The sequence below is a fragment of the Burkholderia sp. Ac-20379 genome (assembly GCF_017104645.1).
In the GTDB taxonomy this organism is placed as follows: Bacteria; Pseudomonadota; Gammaproteobacteria; order Burkholderiales; family Burkholderiaceae; genus Burkholderia.
Map to the genome: position 1 here is coordinate 1 of NZ_JAAGPF010000192.1, position 14,434 is coordinate 14,434.

At 68.8% G+C, this 14,434-nt stretch carries 13 protein-coding genes and 2 pseudogenes; 6 read left to right on the forward strand and 9 right to left on the reverse strand.

Features of this window, described 5'->3' with window-relative positions; all coding sequences use genetic code 11:
• The 3 genes and pseudogenes from G3N92_RS21770 to G3N92_RS21780 all read right to left on the reverse strand — a co-directional run.
• Positions 1–341 (reverse strand): annotated as a pseudogene (locus tag G3N92_RS21770) (carboxylase); the annotation flags it as partial.
• Positions 338–1,153: a 5-oxoprolinase subunit PxpB gene (gene pxpB, locus G3N92_RS21775; RefSeq protein ID WP_206129652.1), complete on the reverse strand. Its 816-nt coding sequence runs from the start codon at positions 1,151–1,153 to the stop codon at positions 338–340. The gene pxpB and the pseudogene G3N92_RS21770, both read right to left, overlap by 4 nt.
• Positions 1,154–1,214: 61 nt before the next feature.
• A complete protein-coding gene (locus G3N92_RS21780) occupies positions 1,215–1,649 on the reverse strand; it encodes a VOC family protein (RefSeq protein WP_206129653.1) in 435 nt (144 codons plus the stop codon).
• 150 nt (positions 1,650–1,799) lie between these two features.
• On the opposite strand from G3N92_RS21780, the gene G3N92_RS21785 reads away from it, so the two are divergent.
• Positions 1,800–2,669, forward strand: a complete 870-nt coding sequence (locus G3N92_RS21785) for a LysR family transcriptional regulator (RefSeq protein WP_206129654.1) — start codon at positions 1,800–1,802, stop codon at positions 2,667–2,669.
• 213 nt (positions 2,670–2,882) lie between these two features.
• Positions 2,883–3,209 carry a DUF4148 domain-containing protein gene (locus tag G3N92_RS21790; protein ID WP_206129655.1) on the forward strand — a complete coding sequence of 109 codons (327 nt, stop codon included), beginning with the start codon at positions 2,883–2,885 and terminating at the stop codon, positions 3,207–3,209.
• A gap of 321 nt (positions 3,210–3,530) precedes the next feature.
• Here G3N92_RS21790 and G3N92_RS21795 read toward each other — a convergent pair whose 3' ends face one another.
• On the reverse strand, positions 3,531–4,838 hold the full coding sequence (locus G3N92_RS21795) for an MFS transporter (RefSeq protein WP_206129656.1): 1,308 nt from the start codon (positions 4,836–4,838) through the stop codon (positions 3,531–3,533).
• A gap of 464 nt (positions 4,839–5,302) precedes the next feature.
• On the opposite strand from G3N92_RS21795, the gene G3N92_RS21800 reads away from it, so the two are divergent.
• Complete coding sequence (locus G3N92_RS21800) at positions 5,303–5,746, forward strand: MarR family winged helix-turn-helix transcriptional regulator (RefSeq protein WP_206129657.1); 444 nt, start codon at positions 5,303–5,305, stop codon at positions 5,744–5,746.
• 16 nt (positions 5,747–5,762) lie between these two features.
• Here the strand turns inward: G3N92_RS21800 and G3N92_RS21805 are convergent, their stop codons facing one another.
• From G3N92_RS21805 to G3N92_RS21825, 5 genes are all read right to left on the reverse strand, one after another.
• Positions 5,763–8,042, reverse strand: a complete 2,280-nt coding sequence (locus G3N92_RS21805) for a molybdopterin cofactor-binding domain-containing protein (RefSeq protein ID WP_206129658.1) — start codon at positions 8,040–8,042, stop codon at positions 5,763–5,765.
• Between the two features lie 82 nt (positions 8,043–8,124).
• Entirely contained in the window at positions 8,125–8,796 is a 672-nt protein-coding gene (locus G3N92_RS21810) for an isochorismatase family protein (protein ID WP_206129659.1), read from the reverse strand.
• Positions 8,797–8,821: 25 nt separating this feature from the next.
• Positions 8,822–9,862, reverse strand: coding sequence for a 2,5-dihydroxypyridine 5,6-dioxygenase (locus tag G3N92_RS21815; protein ID WP_206129660.1), 1,041 nt, complete (start codon positions 9,860–9,862; stop codon positions 8,822–8,824).
• 34 nt (positions 9,863–9,896) lie between these two features.
• Positions 9,897–10,724 (reverse strand): alpha/beta hydrolase, encoded by an 828-nt coding sequence (locus G3N92_RS21820; RefSeq protein WP_206129661.1) that lies wholly within the window; start codon positions 10,722–10,724, stop codon positions 9,897–9,899.
• Positions 10,725–10,735: 11 nt separating this feature from the next.
• Positions 10,736–11,488 carry an Asp/Glu racemase gene (locus G3N92_RS21825; RefSeq protein WP_206129662.1) on the reverse strand — a complete coding sequence of 251 codons (753 nt, stop codon included), beginning with the start codon at positions 11,486–11,488 and terminating at the stop codon, positions 10,736–10,738.
• 288 nt (positions 11,489–11,776) lie between these two features.
• On the opposite strand from G3N92_RS21825, the gene G3N92_RS21830 reads away from it, so the two are divergent.
• From G3N92_RS21830 to G3N92_RS21840, 3 genes and pseudogenes are all read left to right on the forward strand, one after another.
• Entirely contained in the window at positions 11,777–12,928 is a 1,152-nt protein-coding gene (locus G3N92_RS21830) for an FAD-dependent monooxygenase (protein ID WP_206129663.1), read from the forward strand.
• 152 nt (positions 12,929–13,080) lie between these two features.
• A complete protein-coding gene (locus G3N92_RS21835; RefSeq protein WP_206129664.1) occupies positions 13,081–13,584 on the forward strand; it encodes a (2Fe-2S)-binding protein in 504 nt (167 codons plus the stop codon).
• A 7-nt stretch (positions 13,585–13,591) separates the two neighbouring features.
• A pseudogene (locus tag G3N92_RS21840) lies at positions 13,592–14,434 on the forward strand (cytochrome C); the annotation flags it as partial.

Consider the following 14,434-nt stretch of genomic DNA (forward strand, 5'->3'; position numbering starts at 1 on the left):
AGATAGGCGCGCACGCCGCTGCGGCGGCGCTCGAAGCTGAGCGTGCTGCCGACCGGCGCGACCGTGGCGCGGTCGCGCGGCAGCGGCTGCTCGTCGAGCCAGGCGTCGAGATCCGCGCCGCACACGGCGATCACGGCCGCGCGGTGAAAGCGCAGCGTCGGGCCGGTCAGCGTGATTTCGAGCGTGGCGTCGCCGGGCGCGTTGCCGACCAGCGCGTTGGCGAGCCGGTGCGCGTGTTCGTCCATCGCGCCGTTGGCCGGCACGCCGAGATGCTGGTAGCCGGTGCGGCCGAGATCCTGGAAGCTCGACAGCGCGCCGGGGCGGATCACTTCGATCGTCATGCGGCTCTCCTCGGCGCGTGTTCGTTGGCAGCCCGAAACGCGTCCTCGCCGATCGGCACGAAGCGCACGCGGTCGCCCGCGGCCACGAGGCAGGGCACGTCGCGCTCGGCGTCGAACAGCGTGAGCGGCGTGCGGCCGATCACGTTCCAGCCGCCTGGCAGCATGGTCGGATAGATCACCGATTGCCGGTTGGCGAGGCCCACCGAGCCGGACGCCACCGAGGTGCGCGGCGTCGCGCGCCGCGCCACGGCCAGCGCCGGATCGAACAGGCCGATATAGGGGTGGCCCGGCGCGAAGCCGAGCATCATGACGTCCACCAGCGTCGCGCTGTGCAGGCGGATCAGTTCGGATTCCGATACGCCGCACGATTGCGCGACGGCCGCCAGATCGGGGCCGTGCAGGCCGCCGTAGCACACCGGAATGTCGACGATGCGGCCCGGCGCGTTGGCCTGCCGCGCGGCATCGGCCGCGGCGTCGCCGCCTTGCCAGGCCGCGTCGAGACACGCGCCGATCAGGCGTTCCACCACCGCGTACGGCGACGCATCGGCGCGCTTGAACGGCACGCGTTCGAGCGCGTAATGGATGCCGACCGTGGCCATGGCCGGCACGATGTCCACCACGAACGGCAGGCGCGCCTGCGCGATCGCGGCGGCGGCGCGGCGCGCGGCCAGGTTGGCGCGGCGCAGGTCCGGCGCGTGCAGGTCGACCATCAGCAGGCGCTCGCCGGAAGGCGCGAGCGTCCAGCGAACTTCGGTCAGCGCCTCGGCGGCGGCCGGGGCGGTGCGAGCGTCGTCGTCAGTGGGGCGGGTCATGGCAGCGGGCCGGATGCGTTGGAAAACCGGCGAGGGCGTTCGGCCCCCGCCGCGTGCGCGCTTACTTGGCGAACAGCGAATCGATGTTCGCGAACGCCTTGAATTCGAGCGCGTTGCCCGACGGATCGAGGAAGAACATGGTGGCCTGCTCGCCCACTTCGCCCTTGAAGCGCACGTGCGGCTCGATGATGAACTTCATGCCCGCGGCCTTCAGCTTGTCGGCGGCGGCTTCCCACTGCGCCATCGACAGCACGGCGCCGAAGTGGCGCACCGGCACGGCGTCGCCGTCCACGGCGCTGGTGTGGCGATGGCCGCATTCGTCCGGCGCGAGGTGGGCGACGATCTGGTGTCCGTAGAAATTGAAGTCCACCCACTCGGCCGAGCTGCGGCCTTCGGGGCAGCCCAGCAGGTCGCCGTAGAACTCGCGCGCGCTGGCGATGCTGTGGACCGGGAAGGCGAGGTGGAACGGCGGCTGGGAAAGGGTCGTATTGCTCATGGAGAGTTCCGTGTCGAGCCAGTGGGGAGCGTGCCGGCTGCGTGTTCGCAGACCGTGTCACGCGGCATGAGAAACAGTCTAGGTATGACAAAATTCGCTGGAAAACGATATATTTTGTGACTTACATCAAATTTTTTTGATCAATCGACCATGATTCGCGAGCTGAAAACCTTTCTTTCCGTGGTGCGCTATGGCACGTTCGCGCGCGCCGGTTCGCAGGTGGGGCTGACGCAATCGGCGGTCAGCGCGCAGATCCAGCGGCTCGAGGACGAGCTCGGCTTCGCGCTGTTCGACCGCACCGGGCGCTCGGCCACGCTGAACGCGGCCGGGCGGCGCACCGTGGAGCGCGCCGAGGAATTGCTGGCCGCCTACGCGCGGCTCGCCAACGAGGGCGGCGCGGAGCAGGACACCGGCCTGCTGCGGATCGGCGCGATCGCCTCGGCGCAAACGCTGCTGCTGGTGCAGGCCATCGCGCTGTTCCGCGAGCGCGCGCCGGGCTGGCGCGTGCGCGTGATGCCGGGCGTGTCGCTGAACCTGCTCGCGCAGGTCGATTCGGGCGAAGTGGACGGCGCGGTGCTGATCAAGCCGCCGTTCGCGCTGCCGGCCGAACTGCGCTGGCGCGCGCTGACGCAGGAGCCGTTCGTGCTGATCGCGCCGCGCGCGCAGCGCAACGAGGATTGGCGCGCGCTGCTCAAGAGCGAGCCGTTCATCCGCTACGACCGCAATTCGTTCGGCGGGCGGCTGGTGGAGCGCTGGCTGCGCAAGCTGCGCATCAACGTGCAGGACGTGGTGGAGCTCGACGAACTGCAGGCGATCGTCGAGCTGGTCGGGCGCGGGGTGGGGGTGGCGCTGGTGCCGCAGGCGGCGGCGTTGCGGATGCCGAAGACGGTGGCGGTGCTGCCGCTCGACGGCGACGTGCCGGCCCGCGAGATCGGCTATGTCGAACGCGCGGCGGGCGAGCGGCCGGCGGCGGTGGCGACGTTCGCCGAATGCGTGGCGGCCGCGGCCGCTGCCGCGTGACGTTTCGAAAGCTTTGAAAGACTTGCGTGCGCAACGGCATCGGCGGGGCGGGCTGGAAGCCTTATTACACCTGGCTTCGCGCTTTATTGTTCTGAATCGAGGAACTCAGTAATCACGATTTAGGTGTTAACCCTAGGGATCGACCGGCCTACACTGCGTCCATCGGTTGAGCAACACAGTCGACCGAATGCACAAACCCAGGAGGTATCGATCATGAAGAACCTGATTCAAGCTGTTGCCGTTGCCGCCGCGCTCGTCGTGCCCGTCGCTTCGTTTGCCCAGGCCCAGTCGAACGGCCCCGTCACCCGCGCCGAAGTGCGCGCCCAACTGGTGCAACTGGAAAAGGCCGGCTGGCGTCCCGGCGCTGGCGCCGATCCGAACTACCCGGACGACATCCAGGCCGCGGAGCGCAAGGTGGCCGCGATGAACGGCAACGATACGAGCGGTTACGGTGGCGTGAGCAACCAGGTTCAATCCGGTGCGCCGGCAGGCCGCGGCGTGTCGAAGGCGGACTGGAACGCGATGTACGCCCATCCGTAAGCGAAGCGGAACCGTCGCGGCGGGCGCTCCCCGATCGTTCAGTTATGCGAAACGTTTGGGTTCGATGCGCCGCGCGACATGCGGTGAAAGGTGGTACTCGGCAGTACGCAGTGAGTTGCAGTGAGTGGTGAGGCAGTACCGCAGCAGCATGCGGGTTGTTCGTAGTATCCGAAGTCCCCCGTTGTACCGTCGTACCTGTCGTCTCTGTAGTTTCTGTAGTTTCTGTAGCGAAACGGTGTAGTACGTGTGTGTGGTATCGGTTGTTGAAGTGAGAGGTAGTTCTGCGGGCGGCGAGCCATTATCGCCGCCCGTTTTTTTTGATCAGCGGTTCACGAGCTGCTTCGGATAGGCGAGCGCCAGCGCGCAGCCCACCAGCATGCAGACGGCGAAGCCGTACAGCCCGGCGCTTTGCGAGTGGAACGTGTCGCGCAGCCAGCCGATGAAGTAGGTGCTGCCGAAGCCGCCCAGGTTCGCCAGCGAGCAGGCGAACGCGATACCGCCCGCGGCTGCCGCGCCCTTCAGGAACATCGACGGCAGCGACCACACCACCGGCATGGCCGCGGCCGCGCCGGCGTTGACGAGCGAGAACAGCACGAGCGTCATCAGCGTGCCGTGCGAGGACGAGGCGGCGATCGCCAGCGACACGGCCGCCACGGCGAACGGCACGACGATGTGCCAGCGGCGCTCGCGGGTGCGGTCCGAACTCGCGCCGCAATACAGCGTGGCCAGCACGGCCGCCGCGTTCGGGATCACCATCAGCCAGCCGATCTGATAGGCATCCTTCACGCCGGTGTCGCGCAGGATGGTCGGCAGCCAGAAACTGACGGCGTAGAGGCCGAGCAGCACGCACAGATCGATCATGCCGAGCGCCCACACCTTCGGGTCGGTGAAGGCGCGCGCCAGCGCATGGCTCTTGTTGCCTTCCGGATCGCTGTCGAGGTTCGCGCGCAGCGTCTGCTTCTCGGCGGCGTCGAGCCACGGCGTGGATTCGATCGAGTTCGGCAGCCAGCGCAGCACGGCGAAGCCGAGCACGATCGACGGCAGCGCCTCGAGCAGGAACAGCCACTGCCAGCCGCCCAGGCCGTGCAGGCCGTCGAACGAGCGCATGATCCAGCCCGAGATCGGGCTGCCGATCATGCTCGACAGCGGCAGGCCCACCATGAACAGCGCGACGATCCGCGCGCGGCGCGCATCGGGATACCACTGCGTCAGGTAGAGCAGCACGCCCGGCAGGAAGCCGGCTTCGGCCGCGCCGAGCAGGAAGCGCACGATATAGAACTGCATCGGCGTCTTCACGAACAGCGTCGCGCCCGACAGGATGCCCCAGGTGATCATGATCCGCGCGATCCAGAGCTTGGCGCCCACGCGCTGCAGCACCAGATTGCTTGGGACTTCGAACAGAATATAGCCCGCGAAGAACAGGCCCGCGCCGAGCCCGTAGATCTCGTCGCTGAACTTCAGCGCATCGAGCATCTGCAGCTTGGCGAGGCCGATGTTGATGCGATCCAGATAGGCCGCGAAATAGCAGAGACAGAAGATCGTGACGAGACGGATCGTGACCTTGCGGTAGAGCGCCGCGTGCTGCGCCGGATCGGCTTGCACGGCTGCGTTCGGATGAGTCGTTGACATGGGACTGCCCCTGGTCGAATAGGTCGGGTTTGGGTGGAAGCCGGTCGCCGCGGCCACTTGCGCGACGACGCCCGGATTCTGTATATCACGCCATTTAATGAGCGTACACACTACAAAATTGCCTGCCTTTCGGGCGCCTGCCGAAGCCGTTCCGGAATCGCTTGTCCCTCGCGGGATGCCCTGTTTTACTAGGTGTTTTCATCGATGCCGAAACGGTGCGGCGGGTGCGGAAAGCGGCCGTTCTGCTGCACTCCGATAGTGCGGTTACGCATGAAAATGAAGCGTGTACATCATGAATGGATGTGCTCGTGAACCATGCATCTTTCGTGCCTGACGGCATGCCGCCGGGCGCTATCCGACGATTTGATCGATTCGGGGTGGCGAGGCGGTTTGCCCGAAAATCCAAAAGTCGAGGGTGTACACTTGCCGTCTTTCGATTCCACGCCTTCGGGCCGCCGCCGTTCATGCCGTCCTCCAAAGATTCGTATGACTTTCACGACCAGATCGGCCACCTGTTGCGGCGCGCGTATCAGCGGCATGTCGCGATTTTCCAGGAGGCGATCCCCGATTCCGACCTGACCGCGGCGCAGTTCGTCACGCTCTGCACCGTGAAGGAAAAGAAGGGCTGCTCGCTGAACGACATCGTCAAGACCACGGCGATCGATCAGGCCACGATCCGCGGCGTGGTGGAACGGCTCAAGGCGCGTTCGCTGATCGAGGTGCTGCCCGACCCGAGCGACGGCCGCAAGCTGATGGTGCGCGCCACGGCAGCGGGCATGGCGCTGATCGACCGCACCGTGCCGTTCGCCAAGCAGGTGACCGAGCGCACCTACGGCGCGCTGAACGTGGGCGAGCGCGTCGCGCTGCAATACCTGCTCGACAAGATGCTGCAGGCCGACGCGGAATAAACCGCGTTTAGTCTTCTCAGCGCGCCGGGGCCGGCTCGGCCTCGATCAGGCGTCCCGCCGCGCGCAATCCTTCCCGTATCGTTTCCGCATTGAACGGCGGTGCGCAGAAGCGCACGCCGGTCGCGTCGTGGATCGCATTGGCGAGCGCGGCGGGGCCGGGCACCGACGCCGATTCGCCCGCGCCGAGCGGCGGCTCGCCCTGGCGCGGCATCAGCACCACGTCCACGGCCGGCAGTTCGGGGAACGTCAGGATCGGGTAGCTGGCCCATTCGCGTGTCGCCACCCGGCCGTCGACAAAGCGCACACGCTCCTTCAGCGAGCGGCTCAACACCTGGATCACGTTGCCGTGGATCTGATGGCGCACGCCGTCGGGGTTGATCATCGTTCCGGTGTCCTGACCGACCGTGATGCGCGTCACGCGCACCTCGCCCGTCATGCGGTTCACCGTCAGATCGACGATCCAGGCCGACCACGCCGCGCCGAAGCCGGGGAAGCGGCTGTGCACGTAGCGCGCATAGGCGATGCCGCGCCCGTGCACCACGCGCTCGCTGGACGGCGCCGCCGTGCGCGGGCGCGCCACCCAGCCCGCGCGCGTCGCGATCGCCTGCAGCAGCTCAGCCGCGCGCGTGTCGGACAGATGGCGCAGACGGAATTCGAGCGGATCGACGCCGGCCAGCGCCGCGCATTCGTCGGCGAACGAATCGTGGGCGAATGCGTTCGGCAGCGCGGACACGCCGCGAAACCACGACGAGCGCACCAGCGGCGCGAGATCCTCGCAGACGAAACGGCGGTTCGGGCTTTCATACGGCGACACGGCCGTGCGGTCGCCCATCTCGAACACGCGCGGCGTGGCCGGCACCGCGCCGGTAAGCAGCGAAGCGAGCAGCGGCGCGTCGTTCGACGGGTAGCGCGTGGTGAAGTCGTAGCCGAGCAGGCGGCCGTCGCGGCTCACGGTGCCGGTCACGTTCACCACCTGGCCGGTGCCTTTCGGTTCCCACAGATGTTCGTCGGCGCGCGTCAGTTGCACGCGCACCGGGCGGCCGGTCGCCTGCGACAGCAGCAGCGCGTCGCCGCACACGTCGTCGGCGCCGTTGCGGCCGTAGCAGCCGGCGGCTTCCATCCGCACGATGTCGATGTCGGCTTCGTCGCGGCCCGCCAGCGTGGCGAGGTCGTAGCGCAGCGTCACCGGGTTCTGGGTGCCGGACCACACGGTGATGCGGCCGTCGCCCGGCGCGCGATAGTCGGCCAGCGCGCAGGACGGCCCGATCGAGCCGTGAAGCTGATACGGCCACACGTAGGTGCGCGACAGCGTGATCGTGTCGGGTTGATTGCGCACGGCCTCGACGTCGCCTTCGTCGAGCAGCGGGCGGCGCGTGGCCGGTGCGGCGGCGATCGCGGCGGCGGGATCGTCCAGCGCGGGCAGCGGCGGCAGCGGATGCCAGCGCACGCGCAATTCGCGCGCCGCGCGGATCGCCTGCTCCTCGCGCTCGGCCACCACGCCGACGAAATCGCCGCGCGCAACGATCGCCACGATGCCGGGCAGGTGCGCGATCGATTCGCGCTCGATGCCGGCCAGCAATTGGCCGACGAACGGGCCGCTGTCTAGGCCGCTGTAGGGCGGGCGGATCACGCGGCCGTGCAGCATGCCGGGCACGCGCATGTCGTGCACGAACGTCAACTGGCCGGTGGCCTTGGCCGGCAGATCCACGCGCGGCGCCGAGCGGCCGATCACGCGATAGGTGGCCGGATCCTTGACGGGCGTCTTCAGGTCGAGTTCGAGCGCGAGGCGCGCGCCGGCCACGAGTTCGGCGTAACCGAGGCGCGGCGCGGCGGCGTCGTCAGGATTGCCGGCGAATACGAAGCCGCGGTCGGTCGTCAGGTTGTCGAGCGGCACGCCAAGCCGCGCGGCGGCCAGGTCGAGCAGCTTGAGCCGTGCCTGCGCCGCGGCCGCGCGCAGCGGCGTGGCCGAAATCTGGATCGTGGCGCTGGCGATGGTCGGCCCCTGGTTCGGCGTCGCGGCGGTGTGGCCGAGCTGCATCGCGACCTGGGCCGGTGCGAGGTCCAGCTCCTCGGCCACGATCTGGCCGAGCGAGGTGCGGATCCCGGTGCCGAGATCGACGTGGCCGTTGAACGCGAGAATGCGCCCGTCGTCGAGCACGGCGACGAACACTTCCGGTACATCGGGCGTGTAGGACGACAAACTGCCGGGCTGGCCGGGGGCCGGCTTGACGGGCGCAGCGGGGCGGCGGATCACGGCCAGGCAGCCGTCGCGGGCGAGCAGTTCGGAACGGTTCACGGGCGCGGGTTCCGCTGAAGAGGGGAGAGACGGCGGGCGCGTGCGCCCGCATCCAGCAATCTAGACGGCCAAAAACGGCCGGTCAACCGTGCTTGGCCTGGGCCGCCTGCGCGGCGTCGATCGTGGCGATGGCGTCGTCGAGCGGCAGCACGGCCGCGTACTTCTGCGCCATGTCGAACAGGTTCGCCTCGTGCGGCGCGATCGCGCGGTCGCCCACGCAGTCGGACAGCACGAAAGGACGGAATCCGAACGACATCGCATCCACCACGCTGGCCCGCACGCAGCCGCTGGTCACCGCGCCGGCCACCAGCAGCGTCCGCACGGCGCGCTGCGTGAGCCACGGCGCGAGCTGCGTGCCGAAGAACGCCGACGGCACCTGCTTGCGCACCACCAGTTCGCCGGCGGCCGGGGTCAGTTCCGGCACGATCTGGCTGTTCGGGTGATCCTCGTGCAGCGTGGCCATGCCGGGCACCTTCAGCGAGAACACGTTGTCGTCGCTGCCGTCGTTCGCGTAGACGATCCGGCTGTGCGCCACCGGCCAGCCGCGCGCGCGGGCGATCGCGAGCGCCTGCTCGGTGCGCGCGATCGCGGCGGGGATATTGCCGCCGCCGAACGTGGCCGGATCGGCGAAGCCGACCACCAGGTCGATGATCAGCAGGCCGACGTTGCCGGCCGGCGCGAGCGGCGTGCCGAAACCCTGCTGGCGATAGACGCCGCTTTCGGCGTGGCGCGACAGTTCAAGAGAGCTGGACATGCTTGGGAATCCTCGATAAGTCGGGTCAGGCCGCCGGGAACAGCACGCGGCCGTCGCGCACCATCACCGCGTCGTCGAGCTGGACGGTGCAGTGGCGCAGCGGGATGTCGATATGGCAGGTGGTGGTGCGGCTGCCGCCGCCTTCGTTGTTCGGGCCGAGCGAGAACAGGAAATTGCCCTCGAACGCGCGCGCGTCCATGCCGATGGTGGCCTCGCGGTCGTACAGGCCGAGCGTCGACCAGCGCGCGCGCGGCTGCAGGCCCCAGCCGATATGCGAGATCGCATAGCCTTCGGGATCGTTGAAGGTTTCCATGTAGTCGCGCAGCAGCGCCGCGTCCACGCCGCCTTCGATGCGCGTGGCGTAGCCGTTCTCCACGGTCAGCACGATCGGCTCGGATACATAGTGCTTCTGCGGCAGCAGGATGTCGCCGCGGTCGATCACGATGGTGCCGTGCGCGGTGCGGTCGTTCGGATAGGTCAGCGCGAAGCCGCTCGGCCAGTGATCCCAGCGGCCCGGTTCGTCGACGAAACCGTATTCGGCGGTGGGCGGGAAATCGCCGAGCGGGCACACCAGCGCGGTGCCGGCCGGCGAGCTGACGCGCATCTCGCGCGACGCCGAGAGTTTCGCGGCGGCGGCCAGCACGCGCGTGCGGTCGGCCTCGGTCGGCACCATGCGCATCAGCACTTCGGGCGGCTCCACGGCCAGCAGGATCTTGGTGCCCGATTTGAGGATGTCGTGCTGTTCGGGCGAGAACAGCAGCGTCATCAGGTCGAGCACCAGATCGCTTTCCTTCAGCGCGGCGATCGCGGCGCGGTTGCCGGTGAGCGGCGTGGTGCCCAGATAGGCCAGCGAATCGCGGCTGAACGCCTTGTCGCCGTTCACGGGCGGCAGGTCGAGGCGGTTCACGATCGCCCCCATCTGCTGGGTGGCGATCAGCGCGCATTGCAGCGTTTGCGGATGGGTGGCGGTGCTGGTCAGGATCGTCACGGTCTGGCCCGCTTCGAGGCGGGACAGCGTCAGCACGTGTTTCCACGCGTCGATCAGTTGGGCGTCGTTAATCGGCATGGTCGGCTCCGTTGCAAGAGGTCGGGCGGGGCGCTCAGGCGAGCCGCGCGCCGAGGAAATCGCCGAAGGCCGCGTAGAAGCCGGCCGCGTTGTCCCACGGAATCATGTGGCCGGCGTCGGGCACGCGCACGTGGCCCATCGCGGGCGTGGCGCGCTGCAGCTCGGCCACGTCCTCGTCGCGCACCACGTCGCCGCGCTCGGCCGTGATCAGCAGCGACGGCACGCGCAGTTGCGCGGCGTCCGAATGGAAATCGTCGGTATGGAAGCCTTCGTAGGAGGCCAGGATCGCGCGCTCGTCGCAGGTGTGCAGCCATTCGGCGCGCAGGCGGCGTTCGTCTTCCGTCCAGGTGGGGCAGAACGCGCGCATGCCTTCGGCGTCGGTGCCGGCGCGCGCCAGCGCCATCGAATCGACGTACCACGGCAGCTTGCCCGGATACGCGCGGCGGCCGGGGCCGGAGACGGGCGGATCGATCAGCACCACCGAGTCGAGGCCGCGCTCGATGTGCAGCGCGGCGCGCGCGGCGATGCGCGCGCCCATCGAGTGGCCGACCAGCGCGAAGCGTTCGAGCTTCAGCGCGGCGGCCAGCGCGGCCACGTCGCGCGCCTGCGCGTCGAGGCTGTAGTCGAGCGTGTCGGAGGCCGACGACAGGCCGCGGCCGCGCACGTCGAGCACGTAGGTGTCGAATTGCGCGCCGAGCACCTCGCCGACGAAGCCCCAGGTGATCGCGGGGCTGGTGATGCCGGGAATCAGGATCACGGCCGCTCGCGCGGCGCGCTCGCCGGTGGCGCCGCCGTAGCGCAGGTAGTGCTGGCGGATGCCGTTGGCATCCGCGTTCGCGCCGTACAGGAAGGTCGAGGTCATCGCGGCTCCGTTCAGTAGGCGCCCGACAGCAGCGCGCCGGCGCCCGGCACGATCGGTTCGAGATCGAGTTCGCGCAGGATCGAGTAGGTGGTGGCGATCGCGGCCGTGATCACCGGCTTGCCGGTCATCGCCTCGACCTTGGCCACGGCCGGCAGCGACGGCATCTGCACGCAGGCCGACAGCACGATCGCATCGGCGTCCTGATAGGGCAGCGACTGGACGATCTCGGGCAGGCGCGACGGATCGTGGCGGCCCACGTCGAGGTTGTCGGGGATTTCGAGCGCGCGGTACGCGATCACCTCGTAGCCTTCGTTGCGGATGTAGTCCACCACCAGTTCGGTCAGCGGCTTCATGTACGGCGCCACCACCACGATCTTCTTCGCGCCGATCACCTTCAGCGCGTCGACCAGCGCGCCCGCGCTGGTCAGCACCGGCGCCTGCGCGCCGTTCTCGGCGGTGTGGCGCGTCAGGCGTTCCTGCGAGACGCGGTGATAGCCGTGCCCCATGGCCATGATCGCGACCAGGCAGGCGTAGCCGAGCACGTCCACGCGCGCGTCGCTCAGTTCGACGGCGCAGCGATCCGATTCGGCATCCATCGCGGCCAGTTCTTCCTTGACCACCTTCTTCATGCGCATCCGGCTCGAATGGAACGTGAAGCGCTCGGGGCGGATCGATTCGCGCAGCCGCAGCATCGCGGGGATTTCGGTTTCCATCGTGGTGTTCGAGCTCGGCACGATCTGGCCGATGCGGAAGGTTCGGGTCATCTTGGCTCCTTGGCAATGAGCGGCGCCGCCGCGGGGGCGGCCGCCGAATGTGCAGCAAAGTCTAGCGTGTACATTCGAATTTAACAACGTCTCAAAAAAGCCCCGTACCCCCCGGGAAATCCCTTGTATGCAGCATTGATGTGCATTATTGGTGCGGGATATGCTGCATGGCAGTGCCTGAAAATTTTCGCTTGTGCGAATATTTTGCAGTGTGTACGCTTGATTTAACGCTAACCCATCCGCTGCCGGGGCGGTTCTGCCGCCGGCCACTCAGAACAGGAGATTCCGATGAAGCAACCCCGTATCGCGATCGTGGGCGCCGGCCTCGGCGGCACCGCCGCCGCCGCGCTGCTGCAACGCAGCGGCTATGACGTGAAGCTCTACGAGCAGGCGCCGTCGTTCTCGCGCCTCGGCGCGGGCATCCACCTCGGGCCGAACGTCATGAAGATCATGCGCAAGATCGGCTGCGAGGACGCGCTCAACGCGATGGGTTCGCATCCCGATTTCTGGTACAGCCGCGACGGCGTCACGGCCGACGTGATGTCGCAGATTCCGCTCGGCGAATTCGCGCTGAAAACCTATGGCGCGAGCTACCTGACGGTGCATCGCGGCGATTTCCACGCGCTGATGACGCAGGCCGTCACGCCGGGCACGATCGTGTTCGGCAAGAAGCTGACGACGATCGAGGACACCGGCAGCGACGTGCGCCTGACGTTCGACGACGGCACGGTCGAGACGGCCGACATCGCGATCGGCGCGGACGGCGTCAACTCGCGCCTGCGCGAGCACCTGCTCGGCGCCGAGCCGCCGCGCTACACGGGCTACGTGGCGCATCGCGCCGTGTTTCCGGCCTCGCTGCTGAACAACAAGCCGTACGACATGTGCGTGAAGTGGTGGTCGGGCGACCGCCACATGATGGTGTATTACGTGACGGAAGCGCGCGACGAGTACTACTACGTGACCGGCGTGCCGCAAGCCGAGTGGCCGGCCGGCGTGTCGATGGTCGACAGCAGCCGCGACGAGATGCGCGAGGCGTTCGCCGGCTTCCACCCCGACATCCAGCATCTGATCGACGTGTCGCCGTCCATCACGAAGTGGCCGCTGCTCGAACGCGATCCGCTGCCGCTCTGGAGCCGCGGCCGCCTGGTGCTGCTCGGCGACGCGTGCCATCCGATGAAGCCGCACATGGCGCAGGGCGCGGCGATGGCGATCGAGGATGCGGCGATGCTGGCGCGCTGCCTCGACGAAGTGGGCGTGTCCGATTACACGAACGCGTTCGCGCTCTACGAGGCGAACCGCGCCGCGCGCGCCTCGAAGGTGCAACTGGTGTCGCACAACAACACCTGGCTGCGCACCAACGAGGATCCGGCCTGGGTGTTCGGCTACGACGTGTTCAACGTGCCGCTCGAGGCGCCCGTCAAGGAAACCGTGGCAAGCTGAGCGCCGCGGCTGCCGCCTCGCGGGCGGCGGCCCACGACATCGCCCCGGCCGGAATTTCGGCGAGGTATAACGGAATCGCGCGGCCCGGCCGCGCGGAGTTGCCTGCCGGTTCGCGCCCGTCGCGCGCGTCGGCGTCTTGAATCGGGTCAGTCATGTCGCATTCCGGCCAATCGGCGGGGCCGCTCGCGCTCCGCGTCAACGGCGTCGAGCGCAGCGCGCCCGGCGCCGCCCCCGATACGCCCCTCCTGCTGGTGCTGCGCAACGATTTCGCGCTGAACGGCCCGAAATACGGTTGCGGCCTCGGCCAATGCGGCGCCTGCACGGTGCTGGTGGACGGCCAGGCCACGCGCTCGTGCGTGGTGCCGGCCGGCGCGGCCCGCGGCCACGCGGTCGTCACGCTCGAAGGGCTCGGCACGCCCGAGGCGCTGCATCCGATCCAGCGCGCGTTCATCGATGAGCAGGCGGCGCAGTGCGGCTACTGCCTGAACGGCATGATCATGAGCGCCAAGGCGCTGCTCGACCGCAATCCCGCCCCCGACGACGAAGCGATCCGCGACGCGCTGCGTTTCAATCTGTGCCGCTGCGGCACCCATCTCGAGATCGTGCGGGCCGTGCAACGCGCGGCGCGCTATCTGCAACACGACCATGAACGGTGATCCGGCAGTGCAACACGAAGGCGAGGGCGGGCACGACGTGGCGAGCCTTGCCGAGCCGCGTCCGCCTCGCACGCACGAAGGCGGGGCGCTGCCGCTGGCTTCGCACCGGCGCGCCGAATACGGCTGGCCGGCCGGCGACGGGCTGAGCGCGACGCTGTCGGTCGAGGCGGGCCTGTCGGCGCACGGCACGCTCGCCACCTGGCAATACCGCGCGCGGCTCGCATCGGCCGAGGGCGAGGGGCGTTCGCGCCCGGTGGCGGCGGGCGCATCGGCGCCGGGTGAGGCGCTGCCGTTCGTTTATCGTCATGCCGAGGCGCGCGTCGAGGTCGAAGATCCCGCGCGGCGGATTCCGGCCCATGCGCATGCGTTCGCGCGCGAATCGGGCGTGGACGAATGCGCGACCGAGTTGCAGGTCGATCCGGTCGAGTTGCGCCTGCGTCATCTCGATCCGGTCGGCGATGCCGGCGCGCACGCGGTGATCCGCATGGTGACCGAGCGCGCGCAATGGCATGCGCCGGCGGCGGCCGCGGCGTTGCCGGCCTCGCCCTGGCTGAGCGGGCGCGGGTTCGCGTTCGACGGGCAGCGGCGGGCGACGTCGGGCGACAGCCTGGCCGTCGCCGATATTTCAGACAACGAAGCTTCGGGCGCGACGCGCCCGGTCGATACGCGCCCCGACTGGACGGCCTGGGTCGTCGACATCGACGTGAACCCCGCGACCGGCGACATCGCGCTGCGCCGCGTGGTGGCGGGGCAAGGCGCGGGCGAACCCGGCACGGACGGCTCGCGCGGCGCAGGCCTCGCTGCCGCGCAGATCGAGGCGGCCGTCTCGCGCGTGCTCGGCGTGCGCCAC